Origin of the sequence: Streptomyces ardesiacus (assembly GCF_003112575.1) — a bacterium.
GTDB classification, from domain to species: domain Bacteria; phylum Actinomycetota; class Actinomycetes; order Streptomycetales; family Streptomycetaceae; genus Streptomyces; species Streptomyces ardesiacus.
This window is the reverse complement of record NZ_BEWC01000002.1, coordinates 813,495-827,816: the sequence shown is the minus strand read 5'-3', so window position 1 is coordinate 827,816 and position 14,322 is coordinate 813,495. Positions and strand designations below refer to the sequence as shown.

General features: G+C 70.9%; 14 protein-coding genes. 7 read left to right on the top strand and 7 right to left on the bottom strand.

Annotated elements, in window-relative coordinates; genetic code table 11:
- Positions 1–128: 128 nt before the first annotated feature.
- Positions 129–1,094: a zinc-binding dehydrogenase gene (locus Sdi02f_RS10835; protein WP_030400625.1), complete on the bottom strand. Its 966-nt coding sequence runs from the start codon at positions 1,092–1,094 to the stop codon at positions 129–131.
- A gap of 291 nt (positions 1,095–1,385) precedes the next feature.
- Positions 1,386–2,615, bottom strand: a complete 1,230-nt coding sequence (locus tag Sdi02f_RS10830) for an NAD(P)-dependent malic enzyme (RefSeq protein ID WP_030400626.1) — start codon at positions 2,613–2,615, stop codon at positions 1,386–1,388.
- A gap of 638 nt (positions 2,616–3,253) precedes the next feature.
- On the opposite strand from Sdi02f_RS10830, the gene Sdi02f_RS10820 reads away from it, so the two are divergent.
- The 3 genes from Sdi02f_RS10820 to Sdi02f_RS10810 are packed head-to-tail and all read left to right on the top strand — an operon-like array spanning position 3,254 to position 5,994.
- Positions 3,254–4,216, top strand: coding sequence for an ABC transporter substrate-binding protein (locus Sdi02f_RS10820; protein ID WP_031082656.1), 963 nt, complete (start codon positions 3,254–3,256; stop codon positions 4,214–4,216).
- Between the two features lie 30 nt (positions 4,217–4,246).
- Positions 4,247–5,188, top strand: a complete 942-nt coding sequence (locus Sdi02f_RS10815; protein ID WP_031082654.1) for an amino acid ABC transporter permease — start codon at positions 4,247–4,249, stop codon at positions 5,186–5,188.
- A 53-nt stretch (positions 5,189–5,241) separates the two neighbouring features.
- A complete protein-coding gene (locus tag Sdi02f_RS10810) occupies positions 5,242–5,994 on the top strand; it encodes an amino acid ABC transporter ATP-binding protein (RefSeq protein ID WP_053637570.1) in 753 nt (250 codons plus the stop codon).
- A 74-nt stretch (positions 5,995–6,068) separates the two neighbouring features.
- Here the strand turns inward: Sdi02f_RS10810 and Sdi02f_RS10805 are convergent, their stop codons facing one another.
- Positions 6,069–6,899, bottom strand: coding sequence for a class I SAM-dependent methyltransferase (locus Sdi02f_RS10805; RefSeq protein ID WP_031082652.1), 831 nt, complete (start codon positions 6,897–6,899; stop codon positions 6,069–6,071).
- Between the two features lie 99 nt (positions 6,900–6,998).
- Here Sdi02f_RS10805 and Sdi02f_RS10800 point away from each other — a divergent pair, with 99 nt between their 5' ends.
- Positions 6,999–7,628, top strand: coding sequence for a CGNR zinc finger domain-containing protein (locus tag Sdi02f_RS10800; RefSeq protein WP_108933155.1), 630 nt, complete (start codon positions 6,999–7,001; stop codon positions 7,626–7,628).
- Here Sdi02f_RS10800 and sodX read toward each other — a convergent pair.
- Entirely contained in the window at positions 7,532–7,966 is a 435-nt protein-coding gene (gene sodX, locus Sdi02f_RS10795) for a nickel-type superoxide dismutase maturation protease (RefSeq protein WP_037798582.1), read from the bottom strand. The genes Sdi02f_RS10800 and sodX overlap by 97 nt on opposite strands.
- A 145-nt stretch (positions 7,967–8,111) precedes the next feature.
- On the opposite strand from sodX, the gene sodN reads away from it, so the two are divergent.
- A complete protein-coding gene (sodN, locus tag Sdi02f_RS10790) occupies positions 8,112–8,507 on the top strand; it encodes a superoxide dismutase, Ni (RefSeq protein WP_003973716.1) in 396 nt (131 codons plus the stop codon).
- A gap of 128 nt (positions 8,508–8,635) precedes the next feature.
- On the opposite strand, the gene Sdi02f_RS10785 is transcribed toward sodN, so the two are convergent.
- The 3 genes from Sdi02f_RS10785 to Sdi02f_RS10770 all read right to left on the bottom strand — a co-directional run bounded on the left by Sdi02f_RS10785 (position 8,636) and on the right by Sdi02f_RS10770 (position 12,384).
- Positions 8,636–9,220, bottom strand: a complete 585-nt coding sequence (locus Sdi02f_RS10785) for a dihydrofolate reductase family protein (RefSeq protein WP_108933154.1) — start codon at positions 9,218–9,220, stop codon at positions 8,636–8,638.
- A 511-nt stretch (positions 9,221–9,731) separates the two neighbouring features.
- Positions 9,732–10,892: a family 2 encapsulin nanocompartment cargo protein polyprenyl transferase gene (locus Sdi02f_RS10775; RefSeq protein ID WP_053637506.1), complete on the bottom strand. Its 1,161-nt coding sequence runs from the start codon at positions 10,890–10,892 to the stop codon at positions 9,732–9,734.
- Positions 10,893–10,977: 85 nt separating this feature from the next.
- On the bottom strand, positions 10,978–12,384 hold the full coding sequence (locus tag Sdi02f_RS10770) for a family 2B encapsulin nanocompartment shell protein (RefSeq protein ID WP_030400635.1): 1,407 nt from the start codon (positions 12,382–12,384) through the stop codon (positions 10,978–10,980).
- A 340-nt stretch (positions 12,385–12,724) separates the two neighbouring features.
- Between Sdi02f_RS10770 and Sdi02f_RS10765 the strand changes: the two genes are divergently transcribed.
- Positions 12,725–13,315 (top strand): N-acetylmuramoyl-L-alanine amidase, encoded by a 591-nt coding sequence (locus tag Sdi02f_RS10765; RefSeq protein ID WP_030400636.1) that lies wholly within the window; start codon positions 12,725–12,727, stop codon positions 13,313–13,315.
- Positions 13,316–13,408: 93 nt separating this feature from the next.
- Entirely contained in the window at positions 13,409–14,317 is a 909-nt protein-coding gene (locus tag Sdi02f_RS10760) for a 1-aminocyclopropane-1-carboxylate deaminase/D-cysteine desulfhydrase (RefSeq protein WP_108933153.1), read from the top strand.
- The last annotated feature ends 5 nt before the right edge of the window (positions 14,318–14,322 follow it).

Below are 14,322 nucleotides of genomic sequence, written 5' to 3'. Positions count from 1 at the left end.
CGTAGGTTGACAGCCCTCGATTGTCAACCTTCGTTGACAGACGAGGGGGCCGGGCGAGGCACGCGAACGGCGGGCCCGGAGCACCGGACCCGCCGTACACGGGAGGAAGAGGAAGAAGCCGGGGCGGCTCAGGAGTTGCTGAGCACGATCTTGCCGAACTGCCCCCCGGAGGCCATCCGCTCGAACCCCTCACGGGCCCGGTCCATCGGAAGCACCTCGTCGATGACGGGACGCACCCCCGTGGCGGCGCAGAAGGACAGCAGGTCCTCCAACTCGTCCTTGGAGCCCATCGTGGAGCCGACGACCTTGAGTTCCAGGAAGAAGATCCGGGTCAGCTCGGCGTGGGAGGGCCGGTCACCGCTGGTGGCACCGGAGATGACCAGCGTGCCGCCGGGCCGCAGCGACTTGATGGAGTGCGACCAGGTGGCGGCGCCCACCGTCTCGATGACGGCGTCGACCCGCTGCGGCAGCCGCGCCCCGGTCTCGACGGCCTCGACGGCGCCGAGCTCCAGCGCCCGCTTGCGCTTGGCCTCGTCACGGCTGGTCGCGAAGACCCGCAGCCCCGCGGCCTTGCCGAGCACGATCGCGGCCGTGGCGACCCCGCCGCCGGCACCCTGCACCAGCACCGAGTCGCCGGGACGCACCCCGGCGTTGGTGAACAGCATCCGGTACGCCGTCAGCCAGGCGGTCGGCAGGCAGGCGGCCTCCTCGAAGGAGAGCTCCTTGGGCTTGGGCAGGACGTTCCAGGTCGGCACGGCGACCTGCTCCGCGAACGTCCCCGGATAGCGCTCGGTGAGGATGGAGCGGGGCTCCTTGGGACCGACCCCGTGGCCGCTCTGGCCGATGACGGAGTGCAGGACGACCTCGTTGCCGTCCGCGTCGACCCCGGCGGCGTCGCAGCCCAGGATCATCGGCAACCGGTCCTCGGGGAGACCGACGCCGCGCAGGGACCACAGGTCGTGGTGGTTGAGGGAGGCGGCCCTGACATCGACGACGCTCCAGCCGGGCCGGGCCTCGGGAGCCGGAAGCTCTCCCAACTCCAGTCCGGCCAAGGGCTGGTCGCGGTCGATTCGGGCGGCGTAGACAGCGAACATGACCTCGACGATAGATTCCCCACCCCCCGACCGAAACCGCGGCGCCGTGTGACACACCCCCTCTTGCGCACACCGCCGCAGCCGCAGCCGCAGACGCAGACGGCCACGCACCGCCCCGGCTGCGGGCAGTCGAGCCGCCCCCGGTGCCTGAACGGCCTGGGAGACACCCCCAGGCACCCCCAGGCACCCCCGGGCAGCACCGGCCCCCGCGACCCGCCCGCGTCCAAAAAAACGAGCGACCCCGCCCCCCGAGGGACGAGGCCGCTCACCGCACCGCGGACGTTCACACCGTCACCGGCGCGCAACCCCCTCCGCCCGGGCCGCCGCGGCCACCGCCGCCGTCACCGCCGGAGCGACCCGCTCGTCGAACGGGGACGGGATGACGTAGTCCGCCGCGAGGTCGTCCCCCACCACGGAGGCCAGCGCCTCGGCCGCCGCGAGCTTCATGCCCTCGGTGATCCGGGAGGCCCGCACCTGCAGCGCCCCCGCGAAGATGCCCGGGAACGCCAGCACGTTGTTGATCTGGTTCGGGAAGTCCGAGCGCCCCGTCGCGACGACCGCCGCGTACTTGTGGGCGACCTCCGGATGCACCTCGGGGTTCGGGTTGGCCATCGCGAAGACGAACGCGCCCTTCGCCATCGAGGCCACCGCCGTCTCCGGCACCGTGCCGCCGGAGACGCCGATGAAGACGTCGGCGCCCGCGAGGGCCACTTCCAGCGAGCCCGAGAGCCCCGCCTTGTTGGTGAAGGAGGCCAGCTCCTGCTTGACCGGCGTCAGGTCGTCCCGGTCGGCCGAGACGACGCCCTTGCGGTCGGCGACCGCGACGTCCCCGATACCGGCCTCGACCAGCATCTTGGCGATGGCCACCCCGGCCGCGCCCGCGCCCGAGATCACCGCCCGCAGTTCGCCCAGCGTCCGCCCGCTCAGCCGCGCCGCGTTGCGCAGCGCCGCCAGCGTCACGACGGCCGTGCCGTGCTGGTCGTCGTGGAAGACCGGGATGTCCAGGCGCTCCTGGAGCTTGCGCTCGATCTCGAAGCACCGCGGCGCCGAGATGTCCTCCAGGTTCACGCCGCCGAAGGAGGGCGCGAGCCGGACCACGGTCTCGACGATGTCGTCGGCGTCCGTGCAGTTCAGGGCGAGCGGGACCGCGTCCACGCCGCCGAACTGCTTGAAGAGGATGGCCTTGCCCTCCATCACGGGAAGGGACGCCTCGGCCCCGATGTCCCCGAGCCCCAGCACCGCCGTGCCGTCCGTCACGACCGCGACGACCGACGACTTCCAGGTGTAGTCGTGGACGAGGTCCGGCTGCTCGGCGATCGCGCTGCACACTTTCGCGACGCCGGGTGTGTACGCCAGGGACAGGTCTTCCTTGTCGCGGACCGGCACGGTGGCCTGCACGGCCATCTTGCCGCCGCGGTGCAGCGCGAACGCGGGGTCGAAGGAGTCGAGCGGCTCGACGCCCTCCCCCTGTTCCGCACCGGCGGCGCTGTCGCTGCGAGGATTGACGATCTCCGCTGCCACTTTGTCTTACCCCTTAAGAGTTCATGGATTGAGGGTTTTGTCCACTCCTGGTGAGGAATGGGCGGGCACCGCACAGGGAGATGGCTGTACGGGCCACAAGGCCCCTGCGCGACGGGCGCGCCGCACACGCGCCCTGAGCCCCTGATGAGGGGTGTAAAGAACCTTCTTACCCGACGGACGGCCCTCGCGACGAGTCCGATAAGCGCAAGCTCACATGCCGGACCCCGAACGCCGCATGTCGGTGACAAGCCTCATAGCCAGGGTTCCGGACAACCTTCCCGCACCCCTTGACAGACCCGCCGACGCCACCTTCCACGACCCTGTCGACGCGCAGTCCATGTTCGGATAACGAGAAATTCCGTAGATCTTCCGGCCGGAAGGGCAGATTCCCGCAAAGGTTCGGTCGTGTTGTACCGACCTGGTGCGGTTCGGGGTGTGACCCGTTATCCGATTTTGACATGACGTCCCCCCTGAATGGCCGAGTCCGAATGGCAAGATGCCGTAATCACACGAGGTCGCGGCACTCGAAGGTGTGTGCTCCCGTCGACCCACGACGCCGGTCGGCCCCGGCCGGCGTCCCGTCCCACGGAACCCGACCGTCCCCATCGGCTACTCCCTCATCCGCCGGAGGAACCACCATGACCGCACGCTCCACCCGTCGTACGACCGCCGCGCGCTTCCGGCTGACAGCGGTCGGTGCGATCGCGGTCGCAGGCGCCCTGCTGCTCACCGGCTGCGGCGACCAGACCGAGAAGGGCGACTCCGGCAGCAGCGACAACCAGTCCTCCGGCGGCGCTCCGCTGGCCGACAAGCTCCCGCAGTCGATCCGCGACAAGGGCACCATCAAGGTCGGTTCCGACATCGCGTACGCTCCCGTCGAATTCAAGGACGACTCCGGCAAGACCGTCGGTATCGACCCCGATCTGGCGGACGCCCTGGGCAAGCAGCTCGGCGTGAAGTTCGAATTCGAGAACGGCACCTTCGACACGCTGATCACCGGCCTGCGCTCCAAGCGGTACGACATCGCCATGTCCGCGATGACCGACACCAAGGACCGCCAGGAGGGCATCGACGCCGACACCGGCAAGAAGGTCGGCCAGGGCGTCGACTTCGTCGACTACTTCACCGCCGGTGTCTCGATCTACACCAAGAAGGGCGACGACCGCGGCGTCAGGACCTGGTCCGACCTGTGCGGCAAGAAGCTCGTGGTCCAGCGCGGCACGGTCTCCGAGGACCTCGCCAAGTCCGAGAACAAGAAGTGTCCGGCCGGCAAGAAGATCTCCATGGAGGCCTTCGACAACGACCAGCAGGCCCAGACCCGCCTGCGCGCGGGCGGCGCGGACGCCGGTTCCTCCGACTTCCCGGTCGCGGCCTACGCGGTGAAGACCTCCGGCGGCGGCAAGGACTTCGAGCTCGTCGGCGAGCAGGTCGAGGCCGCCCCGTACGGCATCGCGGTCGCCAAGGACAACACGCAGCTCCGCGACGCCCTGAAGGCGGCGCTGGACGCGGTGATCGCCAACGGTGACTACAAGAAGATCATGGACAAGTGGGGCGTGGCGGAAGGCGCCGTCACCCAGGCCGTCGTCAACGGCGGCAAGTGACCGGGCGGCGGGCGCTGAAAGGCAGTATCCGTGACTGTTGACATCGAGAAGACGGCGGGCGGCCCGCCCGGCACCCCGCCGACCCGTCCGGAGGCCATCAAGGCCATCCCGGTCCGGCACTACGGGCGGTACGTGTCCGCGGTCGTCGCGATCGCGCTGCTGGCCGCGGTCGTGTACGCGTTCTCCCAGGGCAAGATCAACTGGGGTGCGATCCCGGACTACTTCTTCGACGACCGCGTCCTGACCGGCATGGGCAAGACGCTGCTGATCACCGTCCTCGCGATGCTGATCGGTATCGTCGGCGGCATCCTGCTGGCCGTGATGCGGCTGTCGAAGAACCCCGTGACCTCGTCCCTCGCGTGGTTCTACATCTGGTTCTTCCGCGGCACGCCGGTCCTGGTGCAGCTCGTCGTCTGGTTCAACCTGGGCCTGGTCTTCGAGTACATCAACCTCGGCCCGTTCTACCGCGACGAGTGGTCGGACTTCATGACGCCGTTCCTGACGGCGCTGCTCGGCCTCGGCCTCAACGAGGCCGCGTACATGGCGGAGATCTGCCGCGCCGGTCTGCTCGCGGTCGACGAGGGTCAGACCGAGGCGGCGCACGCGCTCGGCATGAGCCACGCCAAGACGCTGCGCCGGATCGTGGTCCCGCAGGCGATGCGCGTCATCGTGCCGCCGACGGGCAACGAGGTCATCAACATGCTGAAGACGACCTCCCTGGTGTCGGTCGTCCAGTACGCCGAGTTGTTCCGGGTCGCCCAGGACATCGGCCAGACCTCCGGCGCCCCGGCCGAGATGCTGTTCCTGGCCGCGGCCTGGTACCTGCTGCTGACCTCGGTCTTCAGCGTCGGCCAGTACTACCTGGAGCGGTACTACGCCCGCGGTTCCAGCCGCCAGTTGCCGCCGACGCCGTGGCAGAAGGTCAGGGCGAACATGTTCTCCCTCGGCCGCCCGAAGGGAGGCATGGCATGACCGGGAAGCTTGCCAGGACGGACGGTGCCCGCGTGCGGGACTCCGCCGTCCCCATGGTCAAGGCGGAGGGCGTCCACAAGTCCTTCGGCGCCGTCGAGGTCCTCAAGGGCATCGACCTGGAGGTGAAGCAGGGCGAGGTGTTCTGCCTCATCGGGCCCTCCGGCTCCGGCAAGTCGACGTTCCTGCGCTGCATCAACCACCTGGAGAAGATCAACGCCGGGCGGCTGTACGTCGACGGCGAGCTGGTCGGCTACCGCCAGAAGGGTGACAGGCTCTACGAGCTGAAGGACAGCGAGGTCGCCCTCAAGCGCCGGGACATCGGCATGGTCTTCCAGCGCTTCAACCTCTTCCCGCACATGACGGCCCTGGAGAACGTCATGGAGGCGCCGGTGCAGGTGAAGGGCGTGGGCAAGGCCCAGGCCAGGGACCGCGCGCGGGCCCTGCTGGAGCGGGTGGGCCTTGGCGACAAGGCCGGCAACTACCCCTCGCAGCTCTCCGGCGGCCAGCAGCAGCGCGTCGCCATCGCGCGGGCCCTGGCGATGGACCCGAAGCTGATGCTGTTCGACGAGCCGACCTCGGCGCTCGACCCCGAGCTGGTCGGCGACGTCCTCGACGTCATGCGCGACCTCGCCGAGTCCGGCATGACCATGGTCGTCGTCACCCACGAGATGGGCTTCGCCCGCGAGGTCGGCGACAGCCTGGTCTTCATGGACGACGGCGTGGTCGTCGAGTCCGGCAACCCGCGCGACGTCCTGACCGACCCGCAGCACGACCGGACGAAGGCGTTCCTGTCCAAGGTCCTCTGAGACCACGTCCACCACAGGGGCGGTACGGGACTCCCGTACCGCCCCTTCCGGCTGCCGTCCTCGCCGTCAACGGCTCACTTCACGGCCAGCAGCAGGGTGTCCGAGGGCGAGCACCACACCGGGCGCGCCTCGCCGAAGCCCTTTTCCCGCAGGACGCGCGCGTGCCACGCCGCCGAGGGCATCTCGCCGTCGGCGTGTTCGCCGTAGATCTCGAAGCGGCGGGCGGTGGGAGCGGCGAGCACCGGGTCCTTGGCGGCGAGCTGCCACCACTCGGACCAGTCCAGGGCGCCCTCTTCCTTGGCGGCGTCCATCCGCGCGTGCCGCTGCGCGCGCTCGGCCGCGTTGATCCGGGGCGTCGTGTCGTCGATCATGTGGTCCGCGTTCATGAAGACACCACCGTCGCGGACCAGCCCCGCGACCCGACCGTAGAGATCCGCGAGGGGTTCGGCGTGGAACCAGTGCAGGGCCGTGGCGGTCAGCACGGCGTCGTACGCGTCGTACGGCAGCGTCGCCGGCCAGTCGGGGTCCTTGAGGTCGGCGGCGACGAAGGAGACCCGCTCGTCGCCCGCGAAGGTGCCCTCGGCGATGGCGAGGAGCGCCGGGTCGAGGTCCACGCCGGTGCTGGTGGCCTCCGGGAACCGGTCGAGCAGCCGGGCCGTGATGGTGCCGGTGCCGCAGGCCAGGTCGAGCACGCGCGGCGCGGGGCCGACGAGTGCCTCGACCATGTCGAGCATGATCCGGAACCGTTCCTCGCGGTCCGGCATGTACCACTCCTGCTGCCGGTCCCAGCTCCGCTGCCATGCCTGCCAGTCGGCACCGGCCGCCGTGGGCGTCCCGGCGGTCGTGCCGGTAGTCGTGCCAGTGGTCGTGCCGGTGGCCGCGTTCGTGGTGTCCGCGTCGGTCATCGAGCCCCTCCGTACCTGCGTCACGTAATACCCTGTAAGCACGATCAGCCATTACCTGACCGCAGGCACGACCCTAGAGCCCCTTCGTAAGGACTACAAGTGGAACTGGCCTATTACTCGGATTACGCCGTACGTCTCGTCAACACCGAGGAACCCTCACGGGGCCAGGACTCCCTGACCTCGGTGGAGGCCGTCCGTGAACTCTTCGGCGCCAACCAGTCGGCGGCCCGGCGCGCCTCCGACGCCGACGTGACGCGGTTCCGCTCGGTCCGGGGGCGGCTGCGCGCGGTCTTCGAGGCGGCCGACGGCGGCGACGAGACCCTCGCCGTGGACCTGCTGAACTCCCTGCTCCTGGAATTCCCGGTGAGCCCGCAGATCTCCGGCCACGACCACCGCGCGGAGGACGGCAGCCCGCTGTGGCACATGCACCTGGCGGACCACCCCTCCAACGCGACCGCCGGCTTCGCCGCCATCGCGGCGATGGGCCTGGCCTTCCACCTCACCGAGTACGGCGTCGACCGGCTGGGCCTGTGCGAGGCGACCCCCTGCCGCAACGCCTACCTGGACACCTCGACCAACCGCTCCCGGCGCTACTGCTCCGACCGCTGCGCGACCCGCGCCAACGTGGCGGCCTACCGCGCCCGCAAGCGCCTGGAGGCGGACCGGTCGGCCGGCACCGGCCTGACCGCCGACAGCGCCCAGCGGACCACGGCGAACGGCGACCGCTGACCGGCCCTCGGCCGGTACCGGAACCGGACCCGGCCGAGGACGAGGTCCTGCGGGACAACGCCGTAGTCGGTGCTGTCCCCGCCCGCGAACGCGTTGTCCCCGAGCACCCACCAGCCGGACCCCCGCCGTTCGGCCGCCCGCTTGACCACGAGCAGGTCCTGCTGGAAGGGATGCCGCAGCACCACCACGTCACCCGGACGGACCCGCGCCCCCCAGTGCACGAGCAGCACGTCACCGTGGTGCAGCGTGGGCACCATCGACGGCCCGGTCACCTCGGCCGGCCCGAAGGGCAACGCCCCTCTCGGGCGCTCGGTCTCCTGCGACACTTGCTCCGGCATCACCCGGCACCTCCCCGGTCTTTCCTCCACCAGTCTCAGTCTCACCCCGGACTTTTGTCCTAAGCCCACGGGGGCACCCGCGAAATCGGTCCTCCCAGGGAGTAATGTCCCCCCTGAGAAGACGATCACGAGGAAGGAACGCTTCATGCTTTCCCGCCTGTTTGCCCCCAAGGTCACGGTCAGCGCCCACTGCGACCTGCCCTGCGGCGTGTACGACCCGGCCCAGGCCCGCATCGAGGCGGAGTCGGTGAAGGCCGTCCAGGAGAAGATGGCCGGCAACGACGACCCGCACTTCCAGACGCGCGCCACGGTCATCAAGGAGCAGCGCGCCGAGCTCGCGAAGCACCACGTCTCCGTGCTGTGGAGCGACTACTTCAAGCCGCCGCACTTCGAGAAGTACCCGGAGCTGCACCAGCTCGTCAACGACACCCTGAAGGCCCTGTCGGCCGCCAAGGGCTCCAAGGACCCGGCCACCGGCCAGAAGGCCCTGGACTACATCGCCCAGATCGACAAGATCTTCTGGGAGACCAAGAAGGCCTGACGAAGGTCCGTACCCGGGGCCGGCGATCGGTGCACCATCGCAGGCCGCAAGGGAGCCCGAAGGGGCCCGGCCGCCACCCGGCCGGGCCCCTTCCGCGTTGCCGCCCCGGACCGGAGTCGGAGGGCGGCTCAGTGCTTGCGGCGGTACGTCCGCACCACGACGCCGTTGCCGAAGGTCCGCACCGACTCCGGCACGAACTCGGAGACCTGGAACCCGGAGGCGAACATCGGCATGCCGGTACCGATGATCACCGGGTAGGTCTTGATGACCAGTTCGTCGACCTCGTCGACCAGTTCGCCGGCGACGGCCGCCCCACCGCACAGGTAGATGCCGAAGGCACTGTCCTCCGCCTTCAACTCCCTGACCCTGCCGACCAGGTCCGTCGAGATGATCTCGACATTCGGGTCGGGCGACTCCGTGAGCGTGCGCGAGGCGACGTACTCGCGCAGGTGTGCGTAGGGGCTGGTGATGCCCTCCTTGAGGGCCAGGTCGTAGCTGGCCCGGCCCTGGATGATCGTGTCGAAGCGCTTGTTCGGCAGGTCGTCGATGCCGAGCGGCCGACGGCCGTGCGTCGGCAGCGTCTCGGGATACTCCGCCTTCAGGAACTCCATGAACTCCTCGTCGACGAACGAGACCATGAACGACGCGTCGCCGTCCGGCCCGCCGATGAAGCCGTCGATCGAGCAGGCGATGAAGTACGTGAGCTTGCGCAAACCGGTCTCCCCTCCGTTTGACCACTACGCTCACAGTACTCCATGTGTAGTTGTCTGGGGAAGTGCCTTCTACCGGGCCCGCGGCTCACGCCGCATCGGCCACCTGCGGGGGTCGTCCGGCAGGTTCAGGGCCCGGCCGGTGCACGCGAGGCCGAGGCGTTCGTACGGCACCCTGACCCGTGCGCTGCTCGCCTCCAGACAGGCGGGCGCTCCCTCCCGGTCGCGGCGGTCGAGTACGCCGCCGATCAGCGCGCGATCAGCGCGCCCTCCAGCCCCTCGCCCTGCCGTCCGGATCACCACACCCTGACCCGCCTCTTCGGGTCAACCTCGCTCGCCTGTACGGCGGCAGGGCCCAGGCCCTGCCCGACGGGAAGACAGGGAGGCGGGCCCCGCACACCGTGGGGAAGTGCGGGACCCGCCCGACCGGAGCCGTCGGCGGTGCGGCCGTACGTCGGTCAGGTGCCGTACGGCCCTGCACGGGCTCCGGGGTCTTGCACGGCCGGCGCGGCCGTCAGGTGCTGCGCCGGGTGACGAACTCGGCCAGCGCGAGCAGGCCGCCCGCCGCCTCCGGGTCGGGCACGGCCCGGGCCAGCTCCTGCATGGCCCGCGCCATCCGGTCGGCCGCCTGGGCCTGCGCCCAGTCCCGTCCGCCGGCCCGCTCCACCACCAGGGCGGTGCGCTCCAGGTCCTCCCTGTCCTGGTCGTACGGCACCGCGTACAACTCGGCCAGTTCGGCGGCGGCCGGAGTGCCGGAGGTGAGGGCGGCGACCACCGGCAGCGACTTCTTGCGGGCGGCCAGGTCCGCACCGGCCGGCTTGCCGGTGTGGCGCGGGTCGCCCCATATGCCGATGACGTCGTCGATGAGCTGGAAGGCCAGCCCCGCCTCCCGGCCGAAGGCGTCCAGGGCCTCGACGTCCTCCGCGGGGGCTCCCGCGTACAGCGCGCCGAGGGCACAGGCGCAGCCCAGCAGGGCCCCCGTCTTGGCCTCCGCCATGGTGAGCGTCTCGTCGAGGGTGACCCCCTGCGGTGGGCGCCCTTCCATGGCCGTGTCCGCGTGCTGACCCTCGCACAGCTCCATGACGCAGTCGGCGAGCCGGGCGGCGGCCGCCGCGGACGCCGGGTGGGGGTCCGCGGCGAGCAGCCGCAGGGCGAGCGCCTGGAGGGCGTCTCCGGCGAGGATCGCGTCGGCGTCGCCGAACACGGTCCACGCGGTGGGCCGGTGGCGCCGGGTGGCGTCCCGGTCCATCACGTCGTCGTGCAGCAGCGTGAAGTTGTGGACCAGCTCCACCGCCGCCGCGGCCCGGCCGGCCGCCGCACGGGCCGCCGGCCCGCCGAGCGCGGTCGCCGCGGTGAGGACGAGTGCGGGGCGGATCGCCTTGCCCGCGTTGCCCGCCGCGGGGGTGCCGTCCGCGTGCTGCCAGCCGAAGTGGTAGAGCGCGATCCGGCGCATCGCATCGGGCAACGACGCGATGGCGGAGCGCAGTTCGGGGTCCACCGACGCCCGTGACTCCCGCAGGAGCACCGCCGCTTCGTGCCCTTCGGCCCCCACCGGCCCCTGCCCCCCGGGCGGTTCCCCCGGCTCCTTGTCCCGCTGTGCGCCGATGAGACCGTGTCCTTCGGGCGCTCCGGTGGAAAGGGGCGTCGCCGTGGCGCCGCGCCGGCTCTCCGTCATGGACTCACCTTCCCCCTGGGCCCGTCCGTACCCCTGGGGTGTACCCGCCCGTGAGGGCGGGAACACGGCGTCGGGGACTGTGGCGTCACCGCCAGCGGCCGATCTCGACGTTCTCCAGGACGCCGAGCGCGTCGGGCACGAGGACCGCGGCCGAGTAGTAGGCCGTGACCAGGTACTTGATGATGGCCTGCTCGTTGATGCCCATGAAGCGCACCGACAGACTCGGCTCGATCTCGTCCGGGATGCCGGTGGCCCGCAGACCGATGACGCCCTGGTCCTGCTCGCCGGTACGCATCGCGATGATCGAGGACGTACGGGCCTCGGTGACCGGGATCTTGTTGCACGGGTAGATCGGCACACCGCGCCAGGTCGGGATGCGGTTCCCGCCGACGTCGATCGTCTCGGGGACGAGCCCGCGCTTGTTCAGCTCGCGCCCGATGGCGGCGATGGCGCGCGGGTGGGCGAGGAGCAGCTTGGTGCCGCGCCGGCGGCTCAGCAGCTCGTCGAGGTCGTCCGGGCCGGGCACACCGTCGTGCGGCTGGATGCGCTGGTCGTACTCGCAGTTGTGCAGGAGGCCGAACTCGCGGTTGTTGATGAGCTCGTGCTCCTGGCGCTCCTTCAACGCCTCGACCGTCAGCCGGATCTGCTGCTCGGTCTGGTTCATCGGCTGGTTGTACAGGTCGGCCACGCGCGAGTGGATGCGCAGCACGGTCTGGGCGACGCTCAGTTCGTACTCGCGGGGGCGGGCCTCGTAGTCGACGAAGGTGTGCGGGATGTCCGGCTCGCCGCTGTGGCCGGCGGAGAGGTCGATCTCCTTCTCACCGTGCTTGTTGGTGCGCTGCTCCGGGATCGCGCGCGCCTGTTCCAGGTGCGCGCGCAGGGACTCGGCCCGCTCCGCCACCTGCTCCACCTGCTGGCGGGGCAGTGCCAGGACGGTGCAGGCGGTGACCGTGCGGGCGGTGTACTCCCAGATGGCGTCCCCGTCCAGGAGCGCCTGGTCGCCGAAGTAGGCGCCGTCGGCGAGGACGCCGAGCACCGCGTCGTCGCCGTAGGGTCCGGTGCCGATCTTCTCGATCTTGCCGTGCGCCAGCAGGTAGACCTCGTCGGCCCGGCCCCCGAACGAGGCGATGACCTCACCGGGGCCGAACTCCCGCTGCTCACAGCGCTGCGCCAGCTCCGACAGGACCTCGTCGTCCTCGTACGAACGCAGGGCCGGCAGCTCGCCCAGCTCGGCGGGGATGACCTCGACGCGGTCTCCGGTCTTCACGAACGTCACGCGGCCGTCGCCCACGGCGAAGGTCAGGCGCCGGTTCACCCGGTACGTGCCGCCCTGAATGTCGACCCAGGGGAGCGTGCGCAGCAGCCAGCGCGAGCTGATCTCCTGCATCTGAGGAACGGACTTGGTGGTGGTGGCCAGGTTCCGCGCGGCCGCCGTGCCCAGGCTCTGCTGCGGCCTGGTCTGCTCGGTGCGGACCTCTTCGCCTACCGACATAAGGAATTGCCCTCCCGGTCATGCCGGACGACTGCGCCCGGCATCGATGTGCGTGGACCACCCTTCCTCACGGAGCGTGCCGGTGCTATTACACGAAAGAGCGGGAATGGATCACGTCCGGCCGGGGCAGATATGGGGGCTTGTTCGGTGTCTCCCTGACATGTCCGGCTCCGTCGGGGCCTGCCCCGTCCCGTCCCCCCGCCGCCCCTGGCCCGGACGGGGTTGTCCGAAACGGCTCGCACACGGGCCGAACAAGCAATAGACGACGCTCCGTTTCGGTACAAGCTCCGTACGAGACGGTCGCGCCGGGCGGTCGTCGCGCAGCGCGAAGGAGTCGGCCATGGCCTCACCCATGTCCGCGAGCAGCTTCCTCAAGGCACTGAAGGCGGAGGGCCTCACCGTCGTCGAGGTGGGCGACTGGCGGGATCACAACCGCAACCACAAGGGCCCCTGGGGCCCCGTGCACGGAGTGATGATCCACCACACGGTCACCGAGGGCAGCGAGCGGACGGTGGACATCTGCCGCAAGGGCCACGAGGACCTGCCGGGCCCGCTGTGCCACGGGGTCGTCACCAAGGACGGCACGGTGCACCTGGTCGGCTACGGCCGCGCCAACCACGCCGGTCTCGGCGACGACGACGTGCTGCGCGCCGTCATCGCGGAGAAGGCGCTGCCCCGGGACAACGAGGCCGGCACCGACGGCAACCGCCACTTCTACGGCTTCGAGTGCGAGAACCTCGGCGACGGCGCCGATCCCTGGCCGGAGGCCCAGTTGGAGGCCATCGAGCGGGCCGCCGCGGCCGTGTGCCGCCACCACGGCTGGAACGAGCGGTCCGTCATCGGCCACCTGGAGTGGCAGCCGGGGAAGGTGGACCCGCGCGGGTTCACGATGGCCTCGATGCGGGAGCGGATCCGTGACCGGCTGAAGTGAACCGGGCCCGGCCGGGGTGGATCACCGGCCGAGGTGATCCGGCAGCGGCGAACGCGAGGTGTCCGCTCCGCGCGGCGGCGTGACAATGGCGGGGTGACCGGCACCGATACCGACGGCCTCGACGCCCTGCGGCCCCGTCTGCCCTCTCCCGTGCAGGAGGTGGCCGACGGGCGCTTCGAGCGGCGCGGCGTCCGGCTGCTGCTCAAGCGGGACGATCTGATCCACCCCGAGCTGATCGGCAACAAATGGCGCAAGCTGGCGCCGAATCTCGCCCCGGCGGCCGGCCGCGCGGTCGTGACCTTCGGCGGCGCCTACTCCAACCACCTGAGGGCCACGGCCGCCGCCGGCCGCCTGCTCGGCCTGCCCACGGTGGGCGTCGTGCGCGGTCAGGAACTGGCGGGCCGGCCGCTGAACCCCTCGCTGGCCCGGTGCGCCGCCGACGGCATGCGGCTGCACTTCGTCGACCGCGCGACGTACCGCCGCAAGACGGAGCCGGAGACGCTGGCCGCCCTGCTGCGCGCGGTGGAGGCCGAGGACGCCCTCGTCGTCCCCGAAGGCGGCAGCAACGCCCGGGCCGTCCGCGGCTGCCGCGCCCTGGGCGAGGAACTGGGCGAACACGCCGACGTGGCCGCCGTCGCCTGCGGCACCGGCGGCACGCTGGCCGGGCTGGCCGCCGGGCTCCCTCCGGGTCGGCGGGCCCTCGGCATACCGGTGCTCAAGGGCGGCTTCCTGGAGGGCGACATACGGCGGCTCCAGGAGGGCGCGTTCGGCGGGCCGTGCGGCAACTGGAGCCTGGAGGACCGTTTCCACCACGGCGGTTATGCCCGCACGACGCCCGCGCTCGACGCCTTCGCCGAGGACTTCGAGCACCGCCACGGGCTGCCCGTGGAACGCGTCTACGTCGCCAAACTGCTGTTCGCCCTCCTGGCACTCACCGAGGAGGGCGCCTTCCCGCGCGGGACGGCCCTGGCGGCGGTCGTCACCGGCCGGCCCTTCCCCTGAGCGGC

Bases quoted from the DNA above. Each gene is read 5' to 3' on its own strand.
- Sdi02f_RS10835 (WP_030400625.1), bottom strand. From the start codon at position 1,094: ATGTTCGCTGTCTACGCCGCCCGAATCGACCGCGACCAGCCCTTGGCC.
- Sdi02f_RS10820 (WP_031082656.1), top strand. From the start codon at position 3,254: ATGACCGCACGCTCCACCCGTCGTACGACCGCCGCGCGCTTCCGGCTG.
- Sdi02f_RS10810 (WP_053637570.1), top strand. From the start codon at position 5,242: ATGGTCAAGGCGGAGGGCGTCCACAAGTCCTTCGGCGCCGTCGAGGTC.
- Sdi02f_RS10805 (WP_031082652.1), bottom strand. From the start codon at position 6,899: ATGACCGACGCGGACACCACGAACGCGGCCACCGGCACGACCACTGGC.
- sodX (WP_037798582.1), bottom strand. From the start codon at position 7,966: ATGCCGGAGCAAGTGTCGCAGGAGACCGAGCGCCCGAGAGGGGCGTTG.
- sodN (WP_003973716.1), top strand. From the start codon at position 8,112: ATGCTTTCCCGCCTGTTTGCCCCCAAGGTCACGGTCAGCGCCCACTGC.
- Sdi02f_RS10775 (WP_053637506.1), bottom strand. From the start codon at position 10,892: ATGACGGAGAGCCGGCGCGGCGCCACGGCGACGCCCCTTTCCACCGGA.
- Sdi02f_RS10770 (WP_030400635.1), bottom strand. From the start codon at position 12,384: ATGTCGGTAGGCGAAGAGGTCCGCACCGAGCAGACCAGGCCGCAGCAG.
- Sdi02f_RS10765 (WP_030400636.1), top strand. From the start codon at position 12,725: ATGGCCTCACCCATGTCCGCGAGCAGCTTCCTCAAGGCACTGAAGGCG.